16 protein-coding genes are annotated in these 16,085 nt (G+C 73.2%); 9 read left to right on the forward strand and 7 right to left on the reverse strand.

All coding sequences use genetic code 11. The annotated features are described in order from the left end of the window. Window positions 1-62: 62 nt before the first annotated feature. Both ACWD68_RS15565 and ACWD68_RS15570 read right to left on the reverse strand, forming a co-directional pair. Window positions 63-1,640, reverse strand: coding sequence for an ATP-binding protein (locus tag ACWD68_RS15565; RefSeq protein ID WP_451806944.1), 1,578 nt, complete (start codon window positions 1,638-1,640; stop codon window positions 63-65). A gap of 40 nt (window positions 1,641-1,680) precedes the next feature. Next, the gene (locus ACWD68_RS15570) at window positions 1,681-1,875 is read right to left on the reverse strand and encodes a hypothetical protein (RefSeq protein WP_037621052.1); all 195 of its coding nucleotides are present in this window, start codon (window positions 1,873-1,875) and stop codon (window positions 1,681-1,683) included. A gap of 260 nt (window positions 1,876-2,135) precedes the next feature. Between ACWD68_RS15570 and ACWD68_RS15575 the strand changes: the two genes are divergently transcribed. The 5 genes from ACWD68_RS15575 (at window position 2,136) to ACWD68_RS15595 (ending at window position 7,552) form a co-directional block, all read left to right on the forward strand. Next, entirely contained in the window at window positions 2,136-2,528 is a 393-nt protein-coding gene (locus ACWD68_RS15575; protein ID WP_451806945.1) for an ankyrin repeat domain-containing protein, read from the forward strand. A 300-nt stretch (window positions 2,529-2,828) separates the two neighbouring features. After that, window positions 2,829-4,247 carry a HEAT repeat domain-containing protein gene (locus tag ACWD68_RS15580; protein ID WP_451806946.1) on the forward strand — a complete coding sequence of 473 codons (1,419 nt, stop codon included), beginning with the start codon at window positions 2,829-2,831 and terminating at the stop codon, window positions 4,245-4,247. Window positions 4,248-4,386: 139 nt separating this feature from the next. After that, window positions 4,387-5,550 (forward strand): glycosyltransferase family 4 protein, encoded by a 1,164-nt coding sequence (locus ACWD68_RS15585; RefSeq protein WP_451806947.1) that lies wholly within the window; start codon window positions 4,387-4,389, stop codon window positions 5,548-5,550. Further along, on the forward strand, window positions 5,547-6,701 hold the full coding sequence (locus ACWD68_RS15590; RefSeq protein WP_451806948.1) for a glycosyltransferase: 1,155 nt from the start codon (window positions 5,547-5,549) through the stop codon (window positions 6,699-6,701). Before ACWD68_RS15585 ends, ACWD68_RS15590 begins: the two co-directional genes overlap by 4 nt. Then, window positions 6,698-7,552, forward strand: coding sequence for an SGNH/GDSL hydrolase family protein (locus tag ACWD68_RS15595; protein ID WP_451806949.1), 855 nt, complete (start codon window positions 6,698-6,700; stop codon window positions 7,550-7,552). Before ACWD68_RS15590 ends, ACWD68_RS15595 begins: the two co-directional genes overlap by 4 nt. 140 nt (window positions 7,553-7,692) lie before the next feature. Here the strand turns inward: ACWD68_RS15595 and ACWD68_RS15600 are convergent, their stop codons facing one another. From ACWD68_RS15600 to ACWD68_RS15620, 5 genes are all read right to left on the reverse strand, one after another. Next, the gene (locus ACWD68_RS15600) at window positions 7,693-8,562 is read right to left on the reverse strand and encodes a 5-oxoprolinase subunit C family protein (protein WP_451806950.1); all 870 of its coding nucleotides are present in this window, start codon (window positions 8,560-8,562) and stop codon (window positions 7,693-7,695) included. Beyond that, window positions 8,559-9,176, reverse strand: a complete 618-nt coding sequence (locus ACWD68_RS15605) for a 5-oxoprolinase subunit B family protein (protein ID WP_451806976.1) — start codon at window positions 9,174-9,176, stop codon at window positions 8,559-8,561. The genes ACWD68_RS15600 and ACWD68_RS15605 overlap by 4 nt, the downstream gene beginning before the upstream one ends. 83 nt (window positions 9,177-9,259) lie before the next feature. Then, on the reverse strand, window positions 9,260-10,027 hold the full coding sequence (locus ACWD68_RS15610; protein WP_451806951.1) for a LamB/YcsF family protein: 768 nt from the start codon (window positions 10,025-10,027) through the stop codon (window positions 9,260-9,262). 29 nt (window positions 10,028-10,056) lie between these two features. After that, on the reverse strand, window positions 10,057-10,854 hold the full coding sequence (locus ACWD68_RS15615; protein WP_451806977.1) for a putative hydro-lyase: 798 nt from the start codon (window positions 10,852-10,854) through the stop codon (window positions 10,057-10,059). Window positions 10,855-10,907: 53 nt separating this feature from the next. Next, complete coding sequence (locus ACWD68_RS15620) at window positions 10,908-12,227, reverse strand: MFS transporter (RefSeq protein ID WP_451806952.1); 1,320 nt, start codon at window positions 12,225-12,227, stop codon at window positions 10,908-10,910. Window positions 12,228-12,441: 214 nt separating this feature from the next. On the opposite strand from ACWD68_RS15620, the gene ACWD68_RS15625 reads away from it, so the two are divergent. From ACWD68_RS15625 to ACWD68_RS15640, 4 genes are all read left to right on the forward strand, one after another. Further along, window positions 12,442-13,146 (forward strand): GntR family transcriptional regulator, encoded by a 705-nt coding sequence (locus ACWD68_RS15625; protein WP_451806953.1) that lies wholly within the window; start codon window positions 12,442-12,444, stop codon window positions 13,144-13,146. A gap of 225 nt (window positions 13,147-13,371) precedes the next feature. Further along, a complete protein-coding gene (locus tag ACWD68_RS15630) occupies window positions 13,372-14,889 on the forward strand; it encodes a hypothetical protein (protein ID WP_451806954.1) in 1,518 nt (505 codons plus the stop codon). After that, window positions 14,886-15,149 (forward strand): hypothetical protein, encoded by a 264-nt coding sequence (locus tag ACWD68_RS15635; protein ID WP_451806955.1) that lies wholly within the window; start codon window positions 14,886-14,888, stop codon window positions 15,147-15,149. The genes ACWD68_RS15630 and ACWD68_RS15635 overlap by 4 nt, the downstream gene beginning before the upstream one ends. Next, window positions 15,146-16,024 (forward strand): hypothetical protein, encoded by an 879-nt coding sequence (locus tag ACWD68_RS15640; RefSeq protein ID WP_451806956.1) that lies wholly within the window; start codon window positions 15,146-15,148, stop codon window positions 16,022-16,024. Before ACWD68_RS15635 ends, ACWD68_RS15640 begins: the two co-directional genes overlap by 4 nt. The last annotated feature ends 61 nt before the right edge of the window (window positions 16,025-16,085 follow it).

The following is a 16,085-nucleotide window of genomic DNA, read 5'->3' on the forward strand; positions in this document are numbered from 1 at the left end:
CAGGAGTCTCCGGCCCGTCCGGTCTGCACGCGCGAAGACCTTGGGGGAGGTGGGAGGTGCCCCTACCCCTCCGCCACCGCGACTTCTGCGACCCCGGCGACCTCCGAGGGCACCTGTTTCGTGTCTCCCGGAGTGGTCCGCTCCGGGAGGAGGTCGAGCACCGCACGCCGGTGTGTCTCGCTCGTCGCGTCGTCGTACGGGTCCGGTGTGGCCGGGACCTGGAGGCGCAGGACGGGCCCCGTGCCCAGGCGGGCGTAGCCGCGGCCGGGCGGGACGTCCCGGGTCGGCGTGGTGTGCGGGGGCGCTCCCAGGATCGATTCCAGCTGGGCGGCCGAGGCCGGCCCGAGCACCACGCGCGCGCGGGTGTGCCGGCGTACCGCTTCGCTGAGGAAGTCGAGGTGCTCGACGTGCTCGGCGACCACGACCGTGACGCCCGCCGCGCGGCCGTGCCGCAGCGGAACCTGGAGCAGGGCCTGCGGGTCCTGGCGTCCGTCGGCGGCGGCCAGGTGACCGAGCGCGCTCGGCCGGTCCAGCAGGATCCACAGCGGGTTCTTGGTGTCGTCGGGGGCGGGATGCCCGGCCTGGCGGGCGCGGTTCGCGGCGATCAGCCGCCGCTCCGTCTCGTGCGCCGCCCACTCCAGACTGCCGAGCGCCCCGGTCGCCGAACATTCGACGGCCAGCACGCCGGCGCGCCCGGTCAGGCACGCGTACTCGCCGGTGCCTCCGCCGTCGACGATGACGACATCGCCGTACTGAAGGGACTGCAGGGCGATGGAGCGCAGGAGGGTGGTCGTGCCGGTGCCCGGTTCGCCCGCGATCAGCAGGTGCGGTTCGGTGGAGCGGGCACCCGTGCGCCAGACGACCGGCGGAACGTCGCGCTGTTCCTCGCCGTGGGTGAGGGGGAGCGTGCGCTGGACGTCGGCCGGATCGGTGAAGCCGAGGACCGTCTCGCCGGGGGCGGTGACGAAGCGCTGGGCGGCGATGTCGGTGGGGAGGGGCGGGAGGACCGTGACGTCGAGTTCGTTGCCCTCCTCGTCCCAGTCGAAGTGGTACTCACGGCCGCGGCCCGACTTGGCGTGCAGAAGCTGCTCGATACGGGCGCGGGAGTCCGGCTCGCCGTCCGTGAAGTACGCCGGGTAGTGGATGAGGAGACGGGAGACGCGGCCGTCGTCGTCGAAGTCGTACGCGTCGAAGGCCTTCTCCCAGTCGCCGCCGTGGGCGTAGAGGGGATCAGGGTCCTCGGCGGCGGAGAAGTACGGGACGAGGGCGTCGTAGAGGGACTGGAGACGTTCCGTCTGTGCCTCGTCGGGACCGGTCGGGGGCGGTGGGGTGCCGTCGCGGCCGGTCCAGGCTGCCGCCGCCATCAGGCTGATGACGGCGAGCAGCGGTCCGTACGGCACCAGGGCCACGACCAGGATCACCGAGGCCACCAGGAACAGCAGCGGCCCGCGCCGGTCCTTGGGGGTGGCGGCCCACTTGCGCCGTCCGGCGGCTGCCAGCCGGCGCAGTCCACGGGTGACCGTGATCAGTGGATGGAGGACATCGGTGGCGCTGTCGGCTGCCGTCCGGGCCAGCTCCCGGCTCTTGGCGATCTGTGCGTTGCCGTTGCTGAGGATGCGGGGGAGAGGGCGCCGAGCCACTGCTGTCTCCTGAAGGTGCGTACGAGGTGGGGGGACGTCGTCAGAACTTGATCCCGCCGAGGAGGCCCGCCAGGCTCTCCCCGCCGGCCTTGATGCTCGGCGCGATGGCCGTGCTCGCGAGGTAGAAGCCGAAGAGTGCGGCCACCAGGGCGTGCGACGCCTTCAGTCCGTCCTTCTTGAAGAAGAGGAAGACGATGATGCCGAGAAGGACGACGCCTGACATGGACAGAATCATTTGAGCTCTCCTGGTTCGTGGGGACAGTCACCATGAGTTGTTCCAGGATCACAGCATGTATCCATACGATAAAAGGTGCAAGTGGGTGAATTCAGGCTGATTTCACTCACGTGGTGGAGCCGTCTTGGGCCGCCTGAGCTGGTCTGTTGCTCCCGATGTACCCTTTGTGATCTTTACTGCGGGCGGTGCCTGTCATGTGCCGCCGGAGCCAGTACCCTGTCGATTCACCCGAACGGTTGCAGTGAGAGGCGGTCCGGCCGATGAGCGAAGCCCCCGACCCCGAGGTCGTGGAGCTGGCGACCAAGATCTTCGATCTGGCGCGACGCGGCGAGACGGAGGCGCTCGCGGCGTATGTCGACGCGGGCGTACCGGCCAACCTCACCAACGACCGCGGCGACTCGCTCGTGATGCTCGCCGCCTACCACGGTCACGCGGAGGCGGTCGGCGCCCTGCTGGAGCGCGGCGCCGAGGCAGACCGCGTCAACGACCGGGGCCAGACCCCGCTCGCCGGAGCCGTCTTCAAGGGTGAGGAAGCCGTCATCCGGGTCCTCCTGGCGGCCGGCGCCGATCCGGCCGCGGGCACCCCCTCGGCCGTCGACACGGCGCGCATGTTCGCCAAGACGGACCTGCTCGAACTGTTCGGCGCGCAGTGAACCGAACGCTCTGACCAGGCGAAACGCAAGAAAAAAAGGAGGCGGAACGGGGCCGCCGGAAATACGGTCGCGGCAGGAAGAACTGCCGAGTCATCATGACGACGTGATTCACGGACGCGATGGCTGGGCAGAAGTTGCCGCACCGCGCGGGCCGTGACGCGGCCCGCATGGGCCACCGACGAGAGGCAGAGGAAGATGGTCTACAGCAAGCAAGAGACGGCGGGCGCTCCGACGTGTTGTCACGCGGCCAGGTAATGCAGGATCCCGGTTGCGTCGACGCTTGATGTGAGGCTGTTTCCCATGTTCGATCCGGTCATAGCGCCCAGCGGAACCCTGCTCGGTCTGCTCCAGAGGGGCCGCGGCGACGGCACGCTGCACGCGCTCACCGCACCGCGAGCCGAAGCGCTCGCGGCACTGAACCACTGTGTTCTGAGCGACCCCCGCCACGACTGGCAGGTGGAGAACCGCTCCCTGTACTACGCCCGTCTCTACCTCGATCTGAGCGGCGAGCTCGACGAGATCGAGCGGCACCTCTTCGATGCCGAGGACGTCCTCGACGACTGCGAGTCACGCACGGGGCTCGCCCTCGCGGTCCTCGGCCACCTCGCCTCCTACGGCAGGCCGGACGCGCTCGCGCTGCTGCGCAGGTACGCCGCCACCGGCACCAACTGGGCCTGGGCCCTCGACGAGCTGGCCCTGCGCGACGACGACGCGGGCCTGCGCGCCCTCGCCGTCCCCGTGCTCGCCCGCTTCCCTGCCGACGCGGAGGGCGAGGCCGCCCTCGCCGCCGCCGTACGCGACTCCTTCGAGCCGCGGCCCTGGCGGCTGTGGGCCGACGACCCGCGCGCATCCATCGCCGCACGCGTGCGTGCCGCCCAGGAAGCCGGGTCCTTCGACCGCTGGCAGCGCCAGATGCGACCGACAGGCCCCCGCCCCGGGTGGAGTGTCCGCGCCGTCTTCGAGTGGGCCCAGCAGGGCATCGACCGAGGCGCCGCGCTGCACGTCCCGGCCGCCCGCTGCCTGACCGCCGTCGCGGGACCGGAGGACCGCCCCGAGATCGTCGAGGCCGCGCGCCACGGCACCGAGGGGGCCCGCTGCACGGCCCTGCGCTATCTCGCCGACAGCAATGATCCGGACGCCCTCGACCTGATCGAGGCGGCGGTCGCGGCCGGTCCGACGGCCGTCGCCGAGGCCGCCGTCGACGCCTTCGAACGGATGCGGAGCGTCGCCGCGGTCGACCACGCGCGGGGCTGGGCGCACCGGCCCGACGCCCTCGGCGCCGCCGCGGGCCGCATGCTCGCCTGCCGGGGCGGGGCGCAGGACCGGGACCTCGTGCTGGCCGCCCTGCGCGAGGCGGTACGGGGCGAAGGCCCCGACGCGCCGACCCTGTGGACCCTCGTCGACGGCACCGGACGGCTCGGCATCGCCTGCGCCGCCCCCGTGCTGCGGCACATCTACCGGGAGACCGCGTCGTCGCATCTGCGCCAGCGCGCCGCCCGCGCGCTGGCCGTCACCGATCCCTCCTTCCCCGCCGGCTTCGCCGTCGAGTGCCTGTGGGACTGCGAGGAGACCACCCGCGAGACCGCCGCCCGGCACGCCGAGACCGGTGACGCGCGTGTGGTGGATCAGCTGCGCCGGCTGGCCGCGGATCCGGCCGAGGAGGCCGAGGTCCAGACAGCCGTACGGAGCCGGATCGGGCCCGACATGCCGGCCGTATGAACGTTCGGTGACCCGGGCGTCAGGGGCGCGTGGACGGGGGCTGACCTGGACGGGGGCGGAGTGCAACGCTCACGGGACGTTCATCGTTCGCAAAGATCCACGTTGACGCGGCCACGTCCAGTGCGGCGAGAACACCCATATGCGTGTCGTCATCGTGACCGAATCCTTTCCCCCCGATGTGAACGGCGTGGCCCACTGCGCGCTCCAGACCGCCCGGCACCTCGTCGATCGCGGTCACGCCCCCCTCGTCGTCGCCCCGGCCACCTCCCCCAGGTTCTCGGCTTCCCCCGAACCGGGAGGTGCCCCGGCCGGCAGCGGGCCCGACGCCCTGGCGCCGTGCCCGGTCGTCCGTGTCCCGTCCCTTCCGCTTCCGGGCTACCCGCAGGTCCGCGTCGCCCTCCCCAGCCGACGCGTCGCCGCGGCCATCACCGAACACCGCGCCGACATCGTCCACCTGGCCAGCCCCTTCATCCTCGGCGTCCGCGGCATGGCGGCCGCCTCCCGGCTCGGCATCCCCGCCGTGGCCGTCTACCAGACCGACCTCGCCGGATACGCCCGTACGTACATCAGCGCGGGCGAGGCCACCGCGTGGCGGCGCATCCGCTCCGTGCACGCCGCGGCCGACCGGACCCTCGCGCCGTCCAGCGCGGCCCTGCGCGACCTGGAGGCACACGGCGTGCCCCGGGTGCGGCTGTGGGCGCGCGGGGTCGACACGGTCCGCTTCCGCCCCGGCCGCCGGGACGAGGCGCTCCGCCGCGAACTGGCACCGAACGGCGAGCTGATCGTCGGCTACGTCGGCCGGCTCGCCCCCGAGAAGCAGGTCGAACTGCTCTCCGGGGTGTGCACGCTGGACGGCGTCCGGGTCGTCGTGGTCGGCGACGGGCCCAGCGAAGCCACTCTGCGGGGCGCGCTCCCCGGAGCGGTCTTCCTCGGCCGGCGCACCGGTGACGAACTCGCGCGGATCTTCGCGTCACTGGACGTCTTCGCGCACACCGGCCCCTTCGAGACCTTCTGCCAGACCGTGCAGGAGGCCATGGCCAGCGGCGTGCCCGTCGTCGCGCCCGCCGCCGGCGGACCGCTCGACCTCGTCGCCCACGGGCGCACCGGGCTGCTGGTCCCGCCGCGCGACAGCGTCGCCGTACGGGACGCGGTGTCCACGCTGGCCGCCGATCCCGCGCTGCGGGCGTCCTACGGCGCCGCCGGGCATGCCATGGTCGAAGGCCGCACCTGGGCCGCGGTGGGCGACCAGCTCATCGGCCACTACGAGGACGTGCTGTCCGCGCGGAAGCCGGTGGCGGCATGAGTCTGCGCATCGTACGGCTCGCCAACTTCGTCACCCCCGCCTCCGGGGGCCTGCGCACCGCGCTGCGCGAGCTGGGCGCCGGCTACCGGGCGGCCGGCCACGAACCGGTGCTCGTCGTTCCCGGTGAGCGCGCGGGCGACCGCGACACCGAGCAGGGGCGGGTGATCACGCTGCCGGGGCCGCTGCTGCCCGGGACGGGCGGCTATCGCGTCCTCACGGACAAGCGGCGGGTGGCCCGGCTCCTGGAGTCGCTCGCCCCCGACCGCCTCGAGGTCTCCGACCGCACCACCCTGCGCTGGACCGGAGTCTGGGCGAGGCGGGCCCGGGTGCCCGCGGTGATGGTCTCCCACGAGACCGCCGACGGTGTGCTGCGCACCTGGGGACTGTCCGAGGGGATGGCCCGGCGGACCGCCGACGCCCTCAACGTCCGTACCGCGCACACCTATGCGCGGGTGGTGTGCACCACGGAGTTCGCCGAGCGCGAGTTCGTGCGCATCGGCGCCCGCAACGTCGTACGCGCCCCTCTGGGCGTCGATCTGGTGAACCGGCACCCGGCACTGCGGGACCCGGCGCTGCGTGCCCGCCACGCGCGCGCGGACCAGGTCCTGCTCGTGATGTGCTCCCGGCTCTCGGTCGAGAAGCGTCCCGGTACGGCGCTCGACGCCCTGGAGGCGCTGCTGCGGCGCGGAGAGCGCGCCGTCCTCGTCGTCGCCGGTGACGGACCGCTCAGGGCCCGGCTCGAACAGCGGGCGAGGGACCGGCGGCTGCCCGTCACCTTCCTCGGGCACATGGCCGACCGCACCCTGCTCGGTTCGCTCCAGGCCTCGGCCGACGTGTGCCTGGCACCGGGGCCCGCGGAGACCTTCGGGCTCGCCGCCCTGGAGGCGATGGCCTGCGGCACCCCCGTGGTCGCCAGCTCGCTCTCCGCCCTGCCGGAGATCCTCGGCTCCGCCGGAGCCACCGCCTCCGACAGCGGGGACTCCTTCGCGGACGCGGTACGGCTGCTGCTCGACCGCACCGAGAGCGAACGCAGGCAGGCCGCACGCGCGCGTGCCGAGTGCTTCGGCTGGGACGAGGCCGTGGCGGGCTTCCTCGCCGCGCACGACGCGGTGGTCCCGACCCGGCCGCGCCTCCAGGAGGGCGTGGCATGAGACCGGTGCGGTTCGTCGCCCTCGGGGACTCGCTCACGGAAGGCGTGGGCGACCCCGTCGGCGACGGCTGGCGGGGGTGGGCCGAGCTGCTCGCCCCCGGGCTCGCCCCGGCGGGCGCCCCCGTGCGGTTCACCAACCTCGCGGTCAGCGGGGCACAGACACGGGACGTCCTCGAACGGCAGACCCCGGCGGCGCTCGCCCTGGAGCCCGACCTCGTCTCCGTCGTGATCGGCGTCAACGACACCCTGCGGTGCACGTTCGACATCCACGCGGTGGCCGAACGGCTCGACACGGTCTACGCGGCGTTCCGCGCGCGGGACACGGTCGTGATGACGGCCTGCCTCCCGGACCCCGGCTCGATGCTCGGGCTGCCGGGAGCCCTGGCCCGCCCGCTGGCCCGGCGGCAGCGCGCGGTCAACGCGGTCGTGCACGCCCTCTCCGAGCGGCACGGGGCGAAGCATCTGCACGCGGCGGAGGAGGAATGGCTGAGAGACCGTGCCGTGTGGAGCGCGGACCGGCTGCACCCGGGGGAACTCGGGCACCGCCGGCTCGCCCTGCACTTCCACGCCCTGCTCGCCGAGGCGGGCGTCGCCACCGGGATCCCGCCCTCGGCCCGGCCCGAGTTCCCCGCGCCGACCCGCTCGGCGAGCCTCATGTGGCTGGCCACCGCGGGAACGGGATGGGTGGCCCGGCGCTGCACGGACCTGCTGCCCCAGCTGCTCACCCTCGCCGCGTCCGAGGTGCGCCACCGGGCCCGGGGCACCAGCGCCCGCCTCGACCTGAGCGCCTCGCACGCCGTCGCGTCCGCGCTGGCCGCCCTGTCGGCGGCCGAACAGCCGGACGTGGCATGACGGGTGGAGGGGACACGGGCATGGATATGGGCATGCGAATGACCGTGGACATGGCGTGACGGGTGGACGGAAGGGCGCGGGACGTACGGGGGTGCGCGGGCCCGGCGCCCCGAAGGCCGGCCTGCGGGTCCCAGGCGGCCTCAGCGGCGGCGCACGGCCACGAAGCGCACAGGGGTTCCCGGGACCGCCTGAGCGGCCGCGGGGAGGTCGGTGCCGCGGACGACCGCGATCACCGGATACCCCCCGGTGGTCGGATGGTCGGCGAGGAACACGACCGGGCAGCCGTCGGGAGGTACCTGGACGGCACCCAGCACCATGCCCTCGCTGGGGAGTTCGCCGGAGACGGCCCGCTCCAGCGAGGGTCCTTCCGTCCGCAGGCCGATACGGTTGCTCGCCGACGACACCCGGTAGGCGCGGGTCGTGAGCGTCCGTACGGCCGACTCCGTGAACCAGTCGTCCCGCGGGCCGAGGGTCACGCGCAGGACCAGCTCGGCGGGCGGGGCGCTGTGCGGAACCACGTCCACGCGCGCGTGAAGGGCGCCCGGAGTGCCCAGGGGAAGCACCGAGCCGTCCGTGAGGGGCGCGGGGCCGAGCCCCGAGAGAAGGTCGGTCGAACGGCTGCCGAGCACCGGCTCGACCGCCACACCACCGGACACGGCCACATAACTCCGTAGCCCCGCGCGCGCGGAGCCGACGTCCAGGAGCGCACCTGCGGGCACCCGGACGGGGGCTCCCCACGCGACCGGGCGGCCGTCCACCGTGACCGGGCAGGGCGCTCCGGTCACCGCCACGGTGACCGTCGAACGGGGGCGCAGCGCACAGCCGTTGAGCGTCGTCTCCAGCACGGCCGCCTCGGCGGGATTGGCGACGAGCCGGTTGGCCAGCGCCGCCGCGGGCGCGTCCAGCGCTCCGGAGCGCGGTACACCGAGGTGTGCGTGGCCCGGGCGTCCCTGGTCCTGGACGGTGGTCAGCGCTCCGGCCCGCACCACCGCGAGGGCCCGGTCGCTCATGGACGCCCCGCCGGTACGAAGCGGACGCGCGCGCCGGGGGCCAGCAGTGCGGCCGGTACGCGCGCGTGGTCCCACAGCACCGCGTCCGTCGTGCCGATCAGCTGCCAGCCGCCCGGCGAACTGCGCGGGTACACCCCCGTGTACGGGCCCGCGAGCGCCAGGGAGCCCGCGGGAACCGCCGTCCGCGGGGTCGCCCGGCGCGGCACGTCGTACCGCGCCGGCAGTCCCGTGAGGTAGCCGAAGCCGGGCGCGAACCCGCAGAAGGCGACGCGGAATTCGGCCGCCGCGTGGATCTCCGGCACTTCGCGCACCGTCACCCCCCAAAGGGCCGCCACATCCGCAAGGTCGGGACCGTCGTAGCGTACGGGGATCTCGACGGCGTCGTCCGCGCGCGCGTTCAGCGGGGGGATCTCCCAGCAGGGCAGCCGCTCCGCGAGACGCGCGGGGTCGTCCAGTCCGTCCAGGAGCACCGTGCGGGCCGCCGGGACGATCTCCCGCACGGAGAGCGAGCCCTCCGCGCGGCGCCGCAGCAGTTCGGCGTGCAGTGCCTGGGCGGCCTCCCCCGAGGAGACCTCGACGAGCAGCGCCCGGTCCCCGACGGGCAGGGCCTTCATGCTGTCGCCGGCGGACACCGTGTCCGCGCCCCCTCCCCTGCCGCCCCGTTCACCGCCGCCGCCTTCGCCGACCGGTCGAGCGTTCACGCGAACGCCTCCATGCGCACGCCCGAGGACTCCAGCCGGGCACGCACCCGGCGGGCCAGGTCGACCGCGCCCGGAGTGTCCCCGTGCAGGCACAGCGAGCGCGCGCGGACCGGAACGCGCTCCCCGGAGTGGGACGTGACAACTCCGAAGCGGGCCAGGCCCAGGGAGCGTTCCACGACCGCCTCGGCCTCGGTGATCACCGCGCCCTCCTGGGTCCGCGGCACCAGAGTGCCCTCCTCGGTGTACGCGCGGTCCGCGAACGCCTCGGTGACGACGGGCAGTCCGGCCCGCTCGGCCACCTTCAGGAAACGCGAGGACGGCAGACCGAGAACGGGCAGACCCCCCGCCCCGGCGCCCGCGAGCACGACGCCGTCGACGACCGCCGCCGCCTGCTCCTCGTCGTGCACGACGCGGTTGTAGAGCGCCCCGTGCGGCTTCACATACGCCACGCGTGAGCCCGCCGCGCGGGCGAAGACCTCCAGGGCGCCGATCTGGTAGGCCACCTCGGCCGCCAGCTCGTCGGGCGGCACGTCCATCGCGCGCCGCCCGAACCCCGCCAGGTCGCGGTAGGAGACCTGGGCGCCGATCCGTACACCCCGCTCCGCCGCCAGCTCGCACACCCGTCGCATGGTGGCCGCGTCCCCGGCGTGGAAGCCACAGGCCACATTGGCGCTGGTCACGACGGAGAGCAGCTGCTCGTCGTCGGTCAGCCGCCAGCGGCCGAAGCCCTCGCCGAGATCCGCGTTGAGATCGATGGGGGTCATGAGCTGCCGTCTCTCCTCTTCCGGCCCGTTCAGGCCACTCGGTACTGCTCGTCGCGGGTGTCCGTGAGGAGCATCTGCCCGGGCGCGTGGGTGATCGCGAAGGGTGGCCGGGACGCCATCACGGCCGCCTGGGGCGTCACTCCGCACGCCCAGAACACCGGGATGTCGTCCGGGGCAGCCGTCACCGGATCACCGAAGTCGGGGCGCGAGAGATCCTCGATCCCCAGCACCGACGGTTCCCCGCAATGCACCGGACTGCCGTGCACGGCGGGCAGCAGGCTGCTCTCCCGGATCGCCGCGGCCAGGTGCTCGGGCGGCACCGGACGCATCGACACGACCATCGGACCGTGCAGCCGCCCCGCGGGGCGGCACTGACGCGCCGTCACGTACATGGAGACGTTGCGGCCCTGCTCGATGTGGCGCATCGGAACGCCCGCCGAGCTCAGCGCCCACTCGAAGGTGAAGCTGCACCCGATCAGGAAGGACACCAGGTCGGACCGCCAGAACTCGACGACGTCCGTGGGCTCGGCCACCAAAGTGCCGTGCTCCCACACCCGGTAGCGCGGCAGGTCGGTGCGCAGGTCCGCGCCCGTGGCGAGCGGAGTGGTCCAGGAACCGGCTTCGGTGACGTCGAGGACGGGGCAGGGCTTCGGATTGCGCTGGCAGAACAGCAGTGTCTCGTAGGCCCAGTCGGCGGGCACGGAGACGAGGTTCGCCTGGGTGTGCCCCGCGGCGATTCCCGCGGTGGGGACCGACAGCCCCGAGCGGAACCGCCGGCGCGCTTCTCCGGGGGTCCACGCGTGCGCGTGGCCGTCGATCGCCGACAGGCTCCGCGCTGGGGCTACGGCGAGGGCCGGAGGCCGTACCTGGACGGTGTCGTTCACAGGAGCTCCTTGCCACGCGTTTCGGGGAGTCCGATCAGGGCCACCGCGGCCAGGGCGTAGCCGATCGCGCCGAACACCAGCGCGCCGCCCACGCCCCAGCTGTCGGCCAGGAAGCCGACCGTGGTGGGGAAGGCGGCGCCGACGGCCCGCCCGGTGTTGTACGTGAAGCCCTGTCCCGTGCCCCGCACCGCCACCGGGTACAGCTCGCTGAGGAACGAGCCGAAGCCGCTGAAGATCGCCGACATGCAGAAGCCGAGCGGGAAACCGAGCACGAGGAGAAGGGTGTTGGCGCCGCCGGGGATGTTCGCGTAGGCGAGGATGCACGCCGCGGAGAGGATCGCGAAGAGCAGGATGTTGCGCTTGCGGCCCAGTCTGTCGGTCAGGACACCGCCCGTGAGGTAGCCGAGGAAGGCTCCCGAGATCAGGAGCGTCAGGTAGCCGCCGGTGCCGACGACGGACAGTCCGCGCTCCGTCTTCAGATAGGTGGGCACCCAGGTGGCCAGCGTGTAATAGCCGCCCTGGACGCCGGTGGAGAGCAGGACCGCGAAGAACGTGGTGCGCAGCAGGCCCGGGGCCTCGGCCGTACCGGGCTTGAAGATCGCGGTGAACGACCCCTTGTCCGCGCTCTGTTCGCGGACCGCGGCCGCCTCGGGGGCGTCCTGCACCCGGTGCCGGACCCAGACCACGAGCAGAGCGGGCAGCGCGCCGGTCCAGAACATCACGCGCCAGGCGATGTCGTCGTCGAGGAACTGGAAGACCAGCGTGTAGACGACCACCGCCAGGCCCCAGCCGACGGCCCAGGCGCTCTGGACCGCGCCGAGCGTGCGCCCCCGGTGCCGGGGGCTCGCGTACTCGGCGACCAGGATCGCGCCGACCGCCCACTCGCCGCCGAAACCGAGTCCCTGGAGGGCGCGGAACACCAGCAGCGTCTCGTAGTTGGGCGCGAAACCGCAGGCCACCGTGAACACCGCGTAGGTGATCACGGTGATCATCAGCGCCTTGACGCGTCCGATCCGGTCCGCGACCACACCGGCGACGGCGCCGCCGACCGCGGAGACGACCAGCGTGACCGTGGTGAACAGACCGGTCTGGCCGCTGTCGAGACCGAAGTAGGCCGCGAGGGCGACCATGCTCAGCGGCAGGGTGAAGTAGTCGTACGAGTCGAGGCCGTAGCCGCCGAACGCACCGCCGAAGGCGCGCCGGCCCCGCGGGCCGAGTGCGCGCAGCCAGGCGAACGCGCCTTCCTGAGCGGTGGGTTCACCCGCGACGGGTGGAGTGTCGGCGGTCAGGGCCTGGGATGGAGGGGTCGTACTCATGGGCACCTCGCAGTGAGGGACGGAGAGTGCTTGAGGACTGAACCGTGCCGTGCCGTGCGGAAGCCGTGGGCGCCTCGGTGGTGCGGAGAGCCGTGCGGAGCGGTGTGCGCATGCGGTGGTGCGGCGGGCGCCTGTCCGACAAGGTAGAGGATCGTTGAACGATCCCTCAATACCCATGTTGTTTCGTTCTTGTATCTGCGATTGAATTCCGGGCATGGCAGAGCTGACGGAACTGGCCGACGATCGCGCCCTGTTGGGGCGCACCAGCACCGCCGAGCGGGTCTCGGACATCCTCAGGAGCCGGATCGCCGAGGGCTTCTTCCCGCCCGGGACACGGCTGTCCGAGGACAGCATCGGCGGCGCGCTCGGCGTCTCGCGGAACACGCTGCGGGAGGCGTTCCGGCTGCTCACGCACGAGCGGCTGCTGGTGCACGAGCTCAATCGCGGCGTCTTCGTGCGGGTGCTCACCGTCGAGGACGTCGAGGACATCTACCGCACCCGCGCCCTCGTCGAGTGCGCCGTGGTCCGCGGGCTCGGCAGGCCGCCGTACGCCGTGGACGGGCTCGCCAAGGCCGTCTCCGAAGGGCAGGGGGCGGCCCGCGAAGGTGACTGGAAAGGTGTGTCGACGGCCAACATCCACTTCCACAGGGAGCTGGTCGCACTCGCCGGCAGCGCCCGTACCGACGAGGTGATGCGCAGCGTCTTCGCCGAGCTGCGTCTCGCCTTCCACGTGGTGGACGACCCCCAGCGGCTCCACGAGCCCTACCTCGCGCGCAACCACGAGATCCTTCGGACCCTCCAGGCAGGCGACGGGGACGGCGCGGAGCGCCTTCTCGCGGGCTACCTCGACGACTCCCGCAAGGGCCTCGTCGAGGTCTACGCACGCCGGGTGGCCGACGGGGGCCAGGGCACCGACTGACGCGGGGCGGGATCGGTGCGGTTTCGGTGCGTGGTGCCGGGTCGGCCGGGGGGACCGTTCCGGCTCGGGGCGCCGCGGGATCGGCCGACGCGGTGGGCCACCGGTGTGCGGTGGTGACGCGGGTGTGGGGGGCGCCGGGGCGGTGGTCTCGTGGCGGGGCCGGGGACGGCGGTCGCTTCTGCGTCGTTTCGACCGTTGTCAGACCGAGGACCTAGTCTGTGCACCGTGACTTCGCCTGCATCGACGGACAGCGCTCCGCCCCAGCTCAGCGCGGGGCCGCGCCCGGCGCCGGGCCCGGCCGCCGACGAGGGCCTGGCGCGGCGGCTGCGCGCGCTCGCCTGCACCGCGCCGCTGCATGATCTGGACGTGCGCAAGGCGAACCTCGCGGGCGAGTACACGGTGTACGGCATGGCCGAGGTCGCCCTCGCCGCCATCGATCTCGTCACACTGAACATGGACTTCGACACGGGCGCCGACCACGACCAGATAGTGGCCAGGCTCATCCCGCGCATCGCCGCCCAGGCCCCGCGCCGCCCGGTCGTCGAGCACGAGCGCGTGGCCCGCTGGGTCCTGGAGAACCTGATCAACGTCGGAAGCGTCGACCGGGGCTTCCGCGCCGTGTACGGCACCTTCGCGCCCGACGGCACCTATGTGCGCCGCGACTACGACTTCAAGCTGATCGAGGAAGTACCGGGCTACGGGGGGAGTGTCTACCTCCGTACGACCGACGAAGCGGTCAACGTCCTCGTCGGCGCCCTCGACACCGACGTCACCAGCGCGCAGATCGCCGCCGAGGTCAAGCTGGAGGTCCTGATCAGCCGCGGCCGGCTGGCCGACGCCCAGCTCGCCGCCGAGCAGGCCCGCTACCGGACCGTGCAGTACGCGGAAACGCTGCGCAGGGCCCTCGACGCGACCCGGCGCAACGTGCGGGCCGTCGACTGGCTCCAGGCCGTCCCCGACATGATCGCCGAGGCCCTGGACCACGTGGCCGACCGCTACCGCCACGAGAACGCGATCCTCACGAACATCCGCAAGGCCCGGGACGAGTCCGAGGACCCCGAGCAGAAGCGGCGCGCCGCCGAGCTCGTCGACATCGTCAAGGACTGCATCCGCAGGCACACCCAGCTCCAGTCCCGCCTCCTGGAGGCCGGCCCGCTGTTCCGCGCCGAGCAGGACCGGCAGGCTTTCGGGACCCCCATGACCACCTCGGGGATCGACCTCTACGGACACCTGGTCGCGCCGGTGCTGCCCCTGCCGGTGGAGCGGGCGCTGCGCGTCACCGACGCGTTCTTCGCGCGCGGGACGGGTCTGCGCACACCCGTCGCCGTACGCGTCGGGGACCTCGTCGACATCCTGCTGACCCCGCCGCTGGAGCGGGAGCACCTCGGGGCCGAGATGCCCGAGCCCGACCTGATCGCCACACCGGACGACAGCCGGTTCAGCGACGGGCAGCTCGCCTCCGCCATGGAGTTGCTGAATCTTTCCCCGGACGCGCCGCGCCGGTTGTCCGGGCTGCTCGCGGAGGCCCGCCTCCGCGATCCCGAGCTCCCTTACCTGGTCGCCCTCCTGGCCGTGCACGCCGCGAGTCCGCCGGTCGGGACCGCCTACCGGCAGGGCGAGGAACGTCTGCTGTTCGCCGTGGACGACGGGACCGAGCTGGACGATCCGGAATTCGGCGGGGCCGATCTGATCGTGGGCATGGCCCTGCTCGACGCGGCCGGGATGAAGGCGGACCGGGCATGAACGGTCTGCCGCACGAGCTCGGGGACCGGGGGGCGCCCCCGATCCTCGCGACCAGCCCCATCCTCGCGACCGACCCCACCCTCGTGAACGATCCCACCCTCGCGAACGACCCCATCCACGCGACCGACCCGATCCTCGGGTCCGGCGTCATCGGTCGGGCCCGCCCGGACAAGCCCCACCCGGCCGGTCGGCCGGCCCCGCACGGGGCACCGGCCCGCACCCGCAACCCTGTACTACCGAGCAAGGAGCCCCAGCCGTGACCGAGCACGTCGAGTGGAGTGAACCGGAGGCCACCGCCGCACCGGCGAGCGCCCCCGTCACACCTGCCGACGCCGCCGACGCGGCGCGGCTCGTGGCCTTCGGACTGCAGCCGAAGCTGCAGCCCGCGCGCGACCAGGAGTACACCGAGCTGCTGCGGCGCTATCGCGAGGACCCACCCTTCGCCCGGCTCGCCGACGCGGTCGCCGCCGGCCTCGGGCTGATCGTCCTGGAGGTGTCCCCGCGCGCGGGAATGGCGGTGACCGCCGCCGAGGACTCGGTCTTCGCCGTCCGCATGGGCGACTACGCGCGTCGCGCCTCGGCCGACTCCGGGGACCGCTTCCTCCACGGACTCGCCCACCTCGCCGTGGCCGCACTGGCCTTCCCGCGCCCCGAGGACCTCGCGGACGACGGATACATCGGGCGCGTCTCGGTCAACGGCGTCGACGCGTTCGTACGGCAGGCCTGCCGACGCCTGGAGGAGCGGGCCGAGGAGACCGGCGAGAACACCGACCCGGCGACCGACGCGCCGGGCCTGGAGGCGGCCTGGCGGATCTGGGCGCGGCGCAGCTCCACCGGGGCCACCAAGGACGCACGAAGACTGGCCGGCTCGACGACGGGCATCATCGCCAAGGCCGTCGCCTTCCTCACCGACTCCGGGTTCCTGCAGCGCACCGGCGACGATTCCGGCGGGACCTACCGGACGACCGCCCGCTATCAGCTCCAGGTCCGCGACATGGCGGGCAGCGCGGCCATGGCCGAGCTGGTGGAGCTGGGCATCGTCCCGGTGACCGACGGCACGGCGACGCTGCTCCCCGCGGAGGACTCCGACGACCTGGAGCTGGCGGCCGGAGCCGGACTGCCCTTCCACTCCTGACGTCCGCCGGCCCCCGGCTTCCTCCCCCGACCTCACCTCCCTCACGACTACGAGAGTCCGC

It is taken from the genome of Streptomyces sp. NPDC005141, from assembly GCF_053599975.1.

Bases quoted from the DNA above. Each gene is read 5' to 3' on its own strand.
- ACWD68_RS15570 (WP_037621052.1), bottom strand. From the start codon at position 1,875: ATGATTCTGTCCATGTCAGGCGTCGTCCTTCTCGGCATCATCGTCTTC.
- ACWD68_RS15575 (WP_451806945.1), top strand. From the start codon at position 2,136: ATGAGCGAAGCCCCCGACCCCGAGGTCGTGGAGCTGGCGACCAAGATC.
- ACWD68_RS15580 (WP_451806946.1), top strand. From the start codon at position 2,829: ATGTTCGATCCGGTCATAGCGCCCAGCGGAACCCTGCTCGGTCTGCTC.
- ACWD68_RS15585 (WP_451806947.1), top strand. From the start codon at position 4,387: ATGCGTGTCGTCATCGTGACCGAATCCTTTCCCCCCGATGTGAACGGC.
- ACWD68_RS15590 (WP_451806948.1), top strand. From the start codon at position 5,547: ATGAGTCTGCGCATCGTACGGCTCGCCAACTTCGTCACCCCCGCCTCC.
- ACWD68_RS15595 (WP_451806949.1), top strand. From the start codon at position 6,698: ATGAGACCGGTGCGGTTCGTCGCCCTCGGGGACTCGCTCACGGAAGGC.
- ACWD68_RS15600 (WP_451806950.1), bottom strand. From the start codon at position 8,562: ATGAGCGACCGGGCCCTCGCGGTGGTGCGGGCCGGAGCGCTGACCACC.
- ACWD68_RS15605 (WP_451806976.1), bottom strand. From the start codon at position 9,176: ATGAAGGCCCTGCCCGTCGGGGACCGGGCGCTGCTCGTCGAGGTCTCC.
- ACWD68_RS15610 (WP_451806951.1), bottom strand. From the start codon at position 10,027: ATGACCCCCATCGATCTCAACGCGGATCTCGGCGAGGGCTTCGGCCGC.
- ACWD68_RS15620 (WP_451806952.1), bottom strand. From the start codon at position 12,227: ATGAGTACGACCCCTCCATCCCAGGCCCTGACCGCCGACACTCCACCC.
- ACWD68_RS15625 (WP_451806953.1), top strand. From the start codon at position 12,442: ATGGCAGAGCTGACGGAACTGGCCGACGATCGCGCCCTGTTGGGGCGC.
- ACWD68_RS15635 (WP_451806955.1), top strand. From the start codon at position 14,886: ATGAACGGTCTGCCGCACGAGCTCGGGGACCGGGGGGCGCCCCCGATC.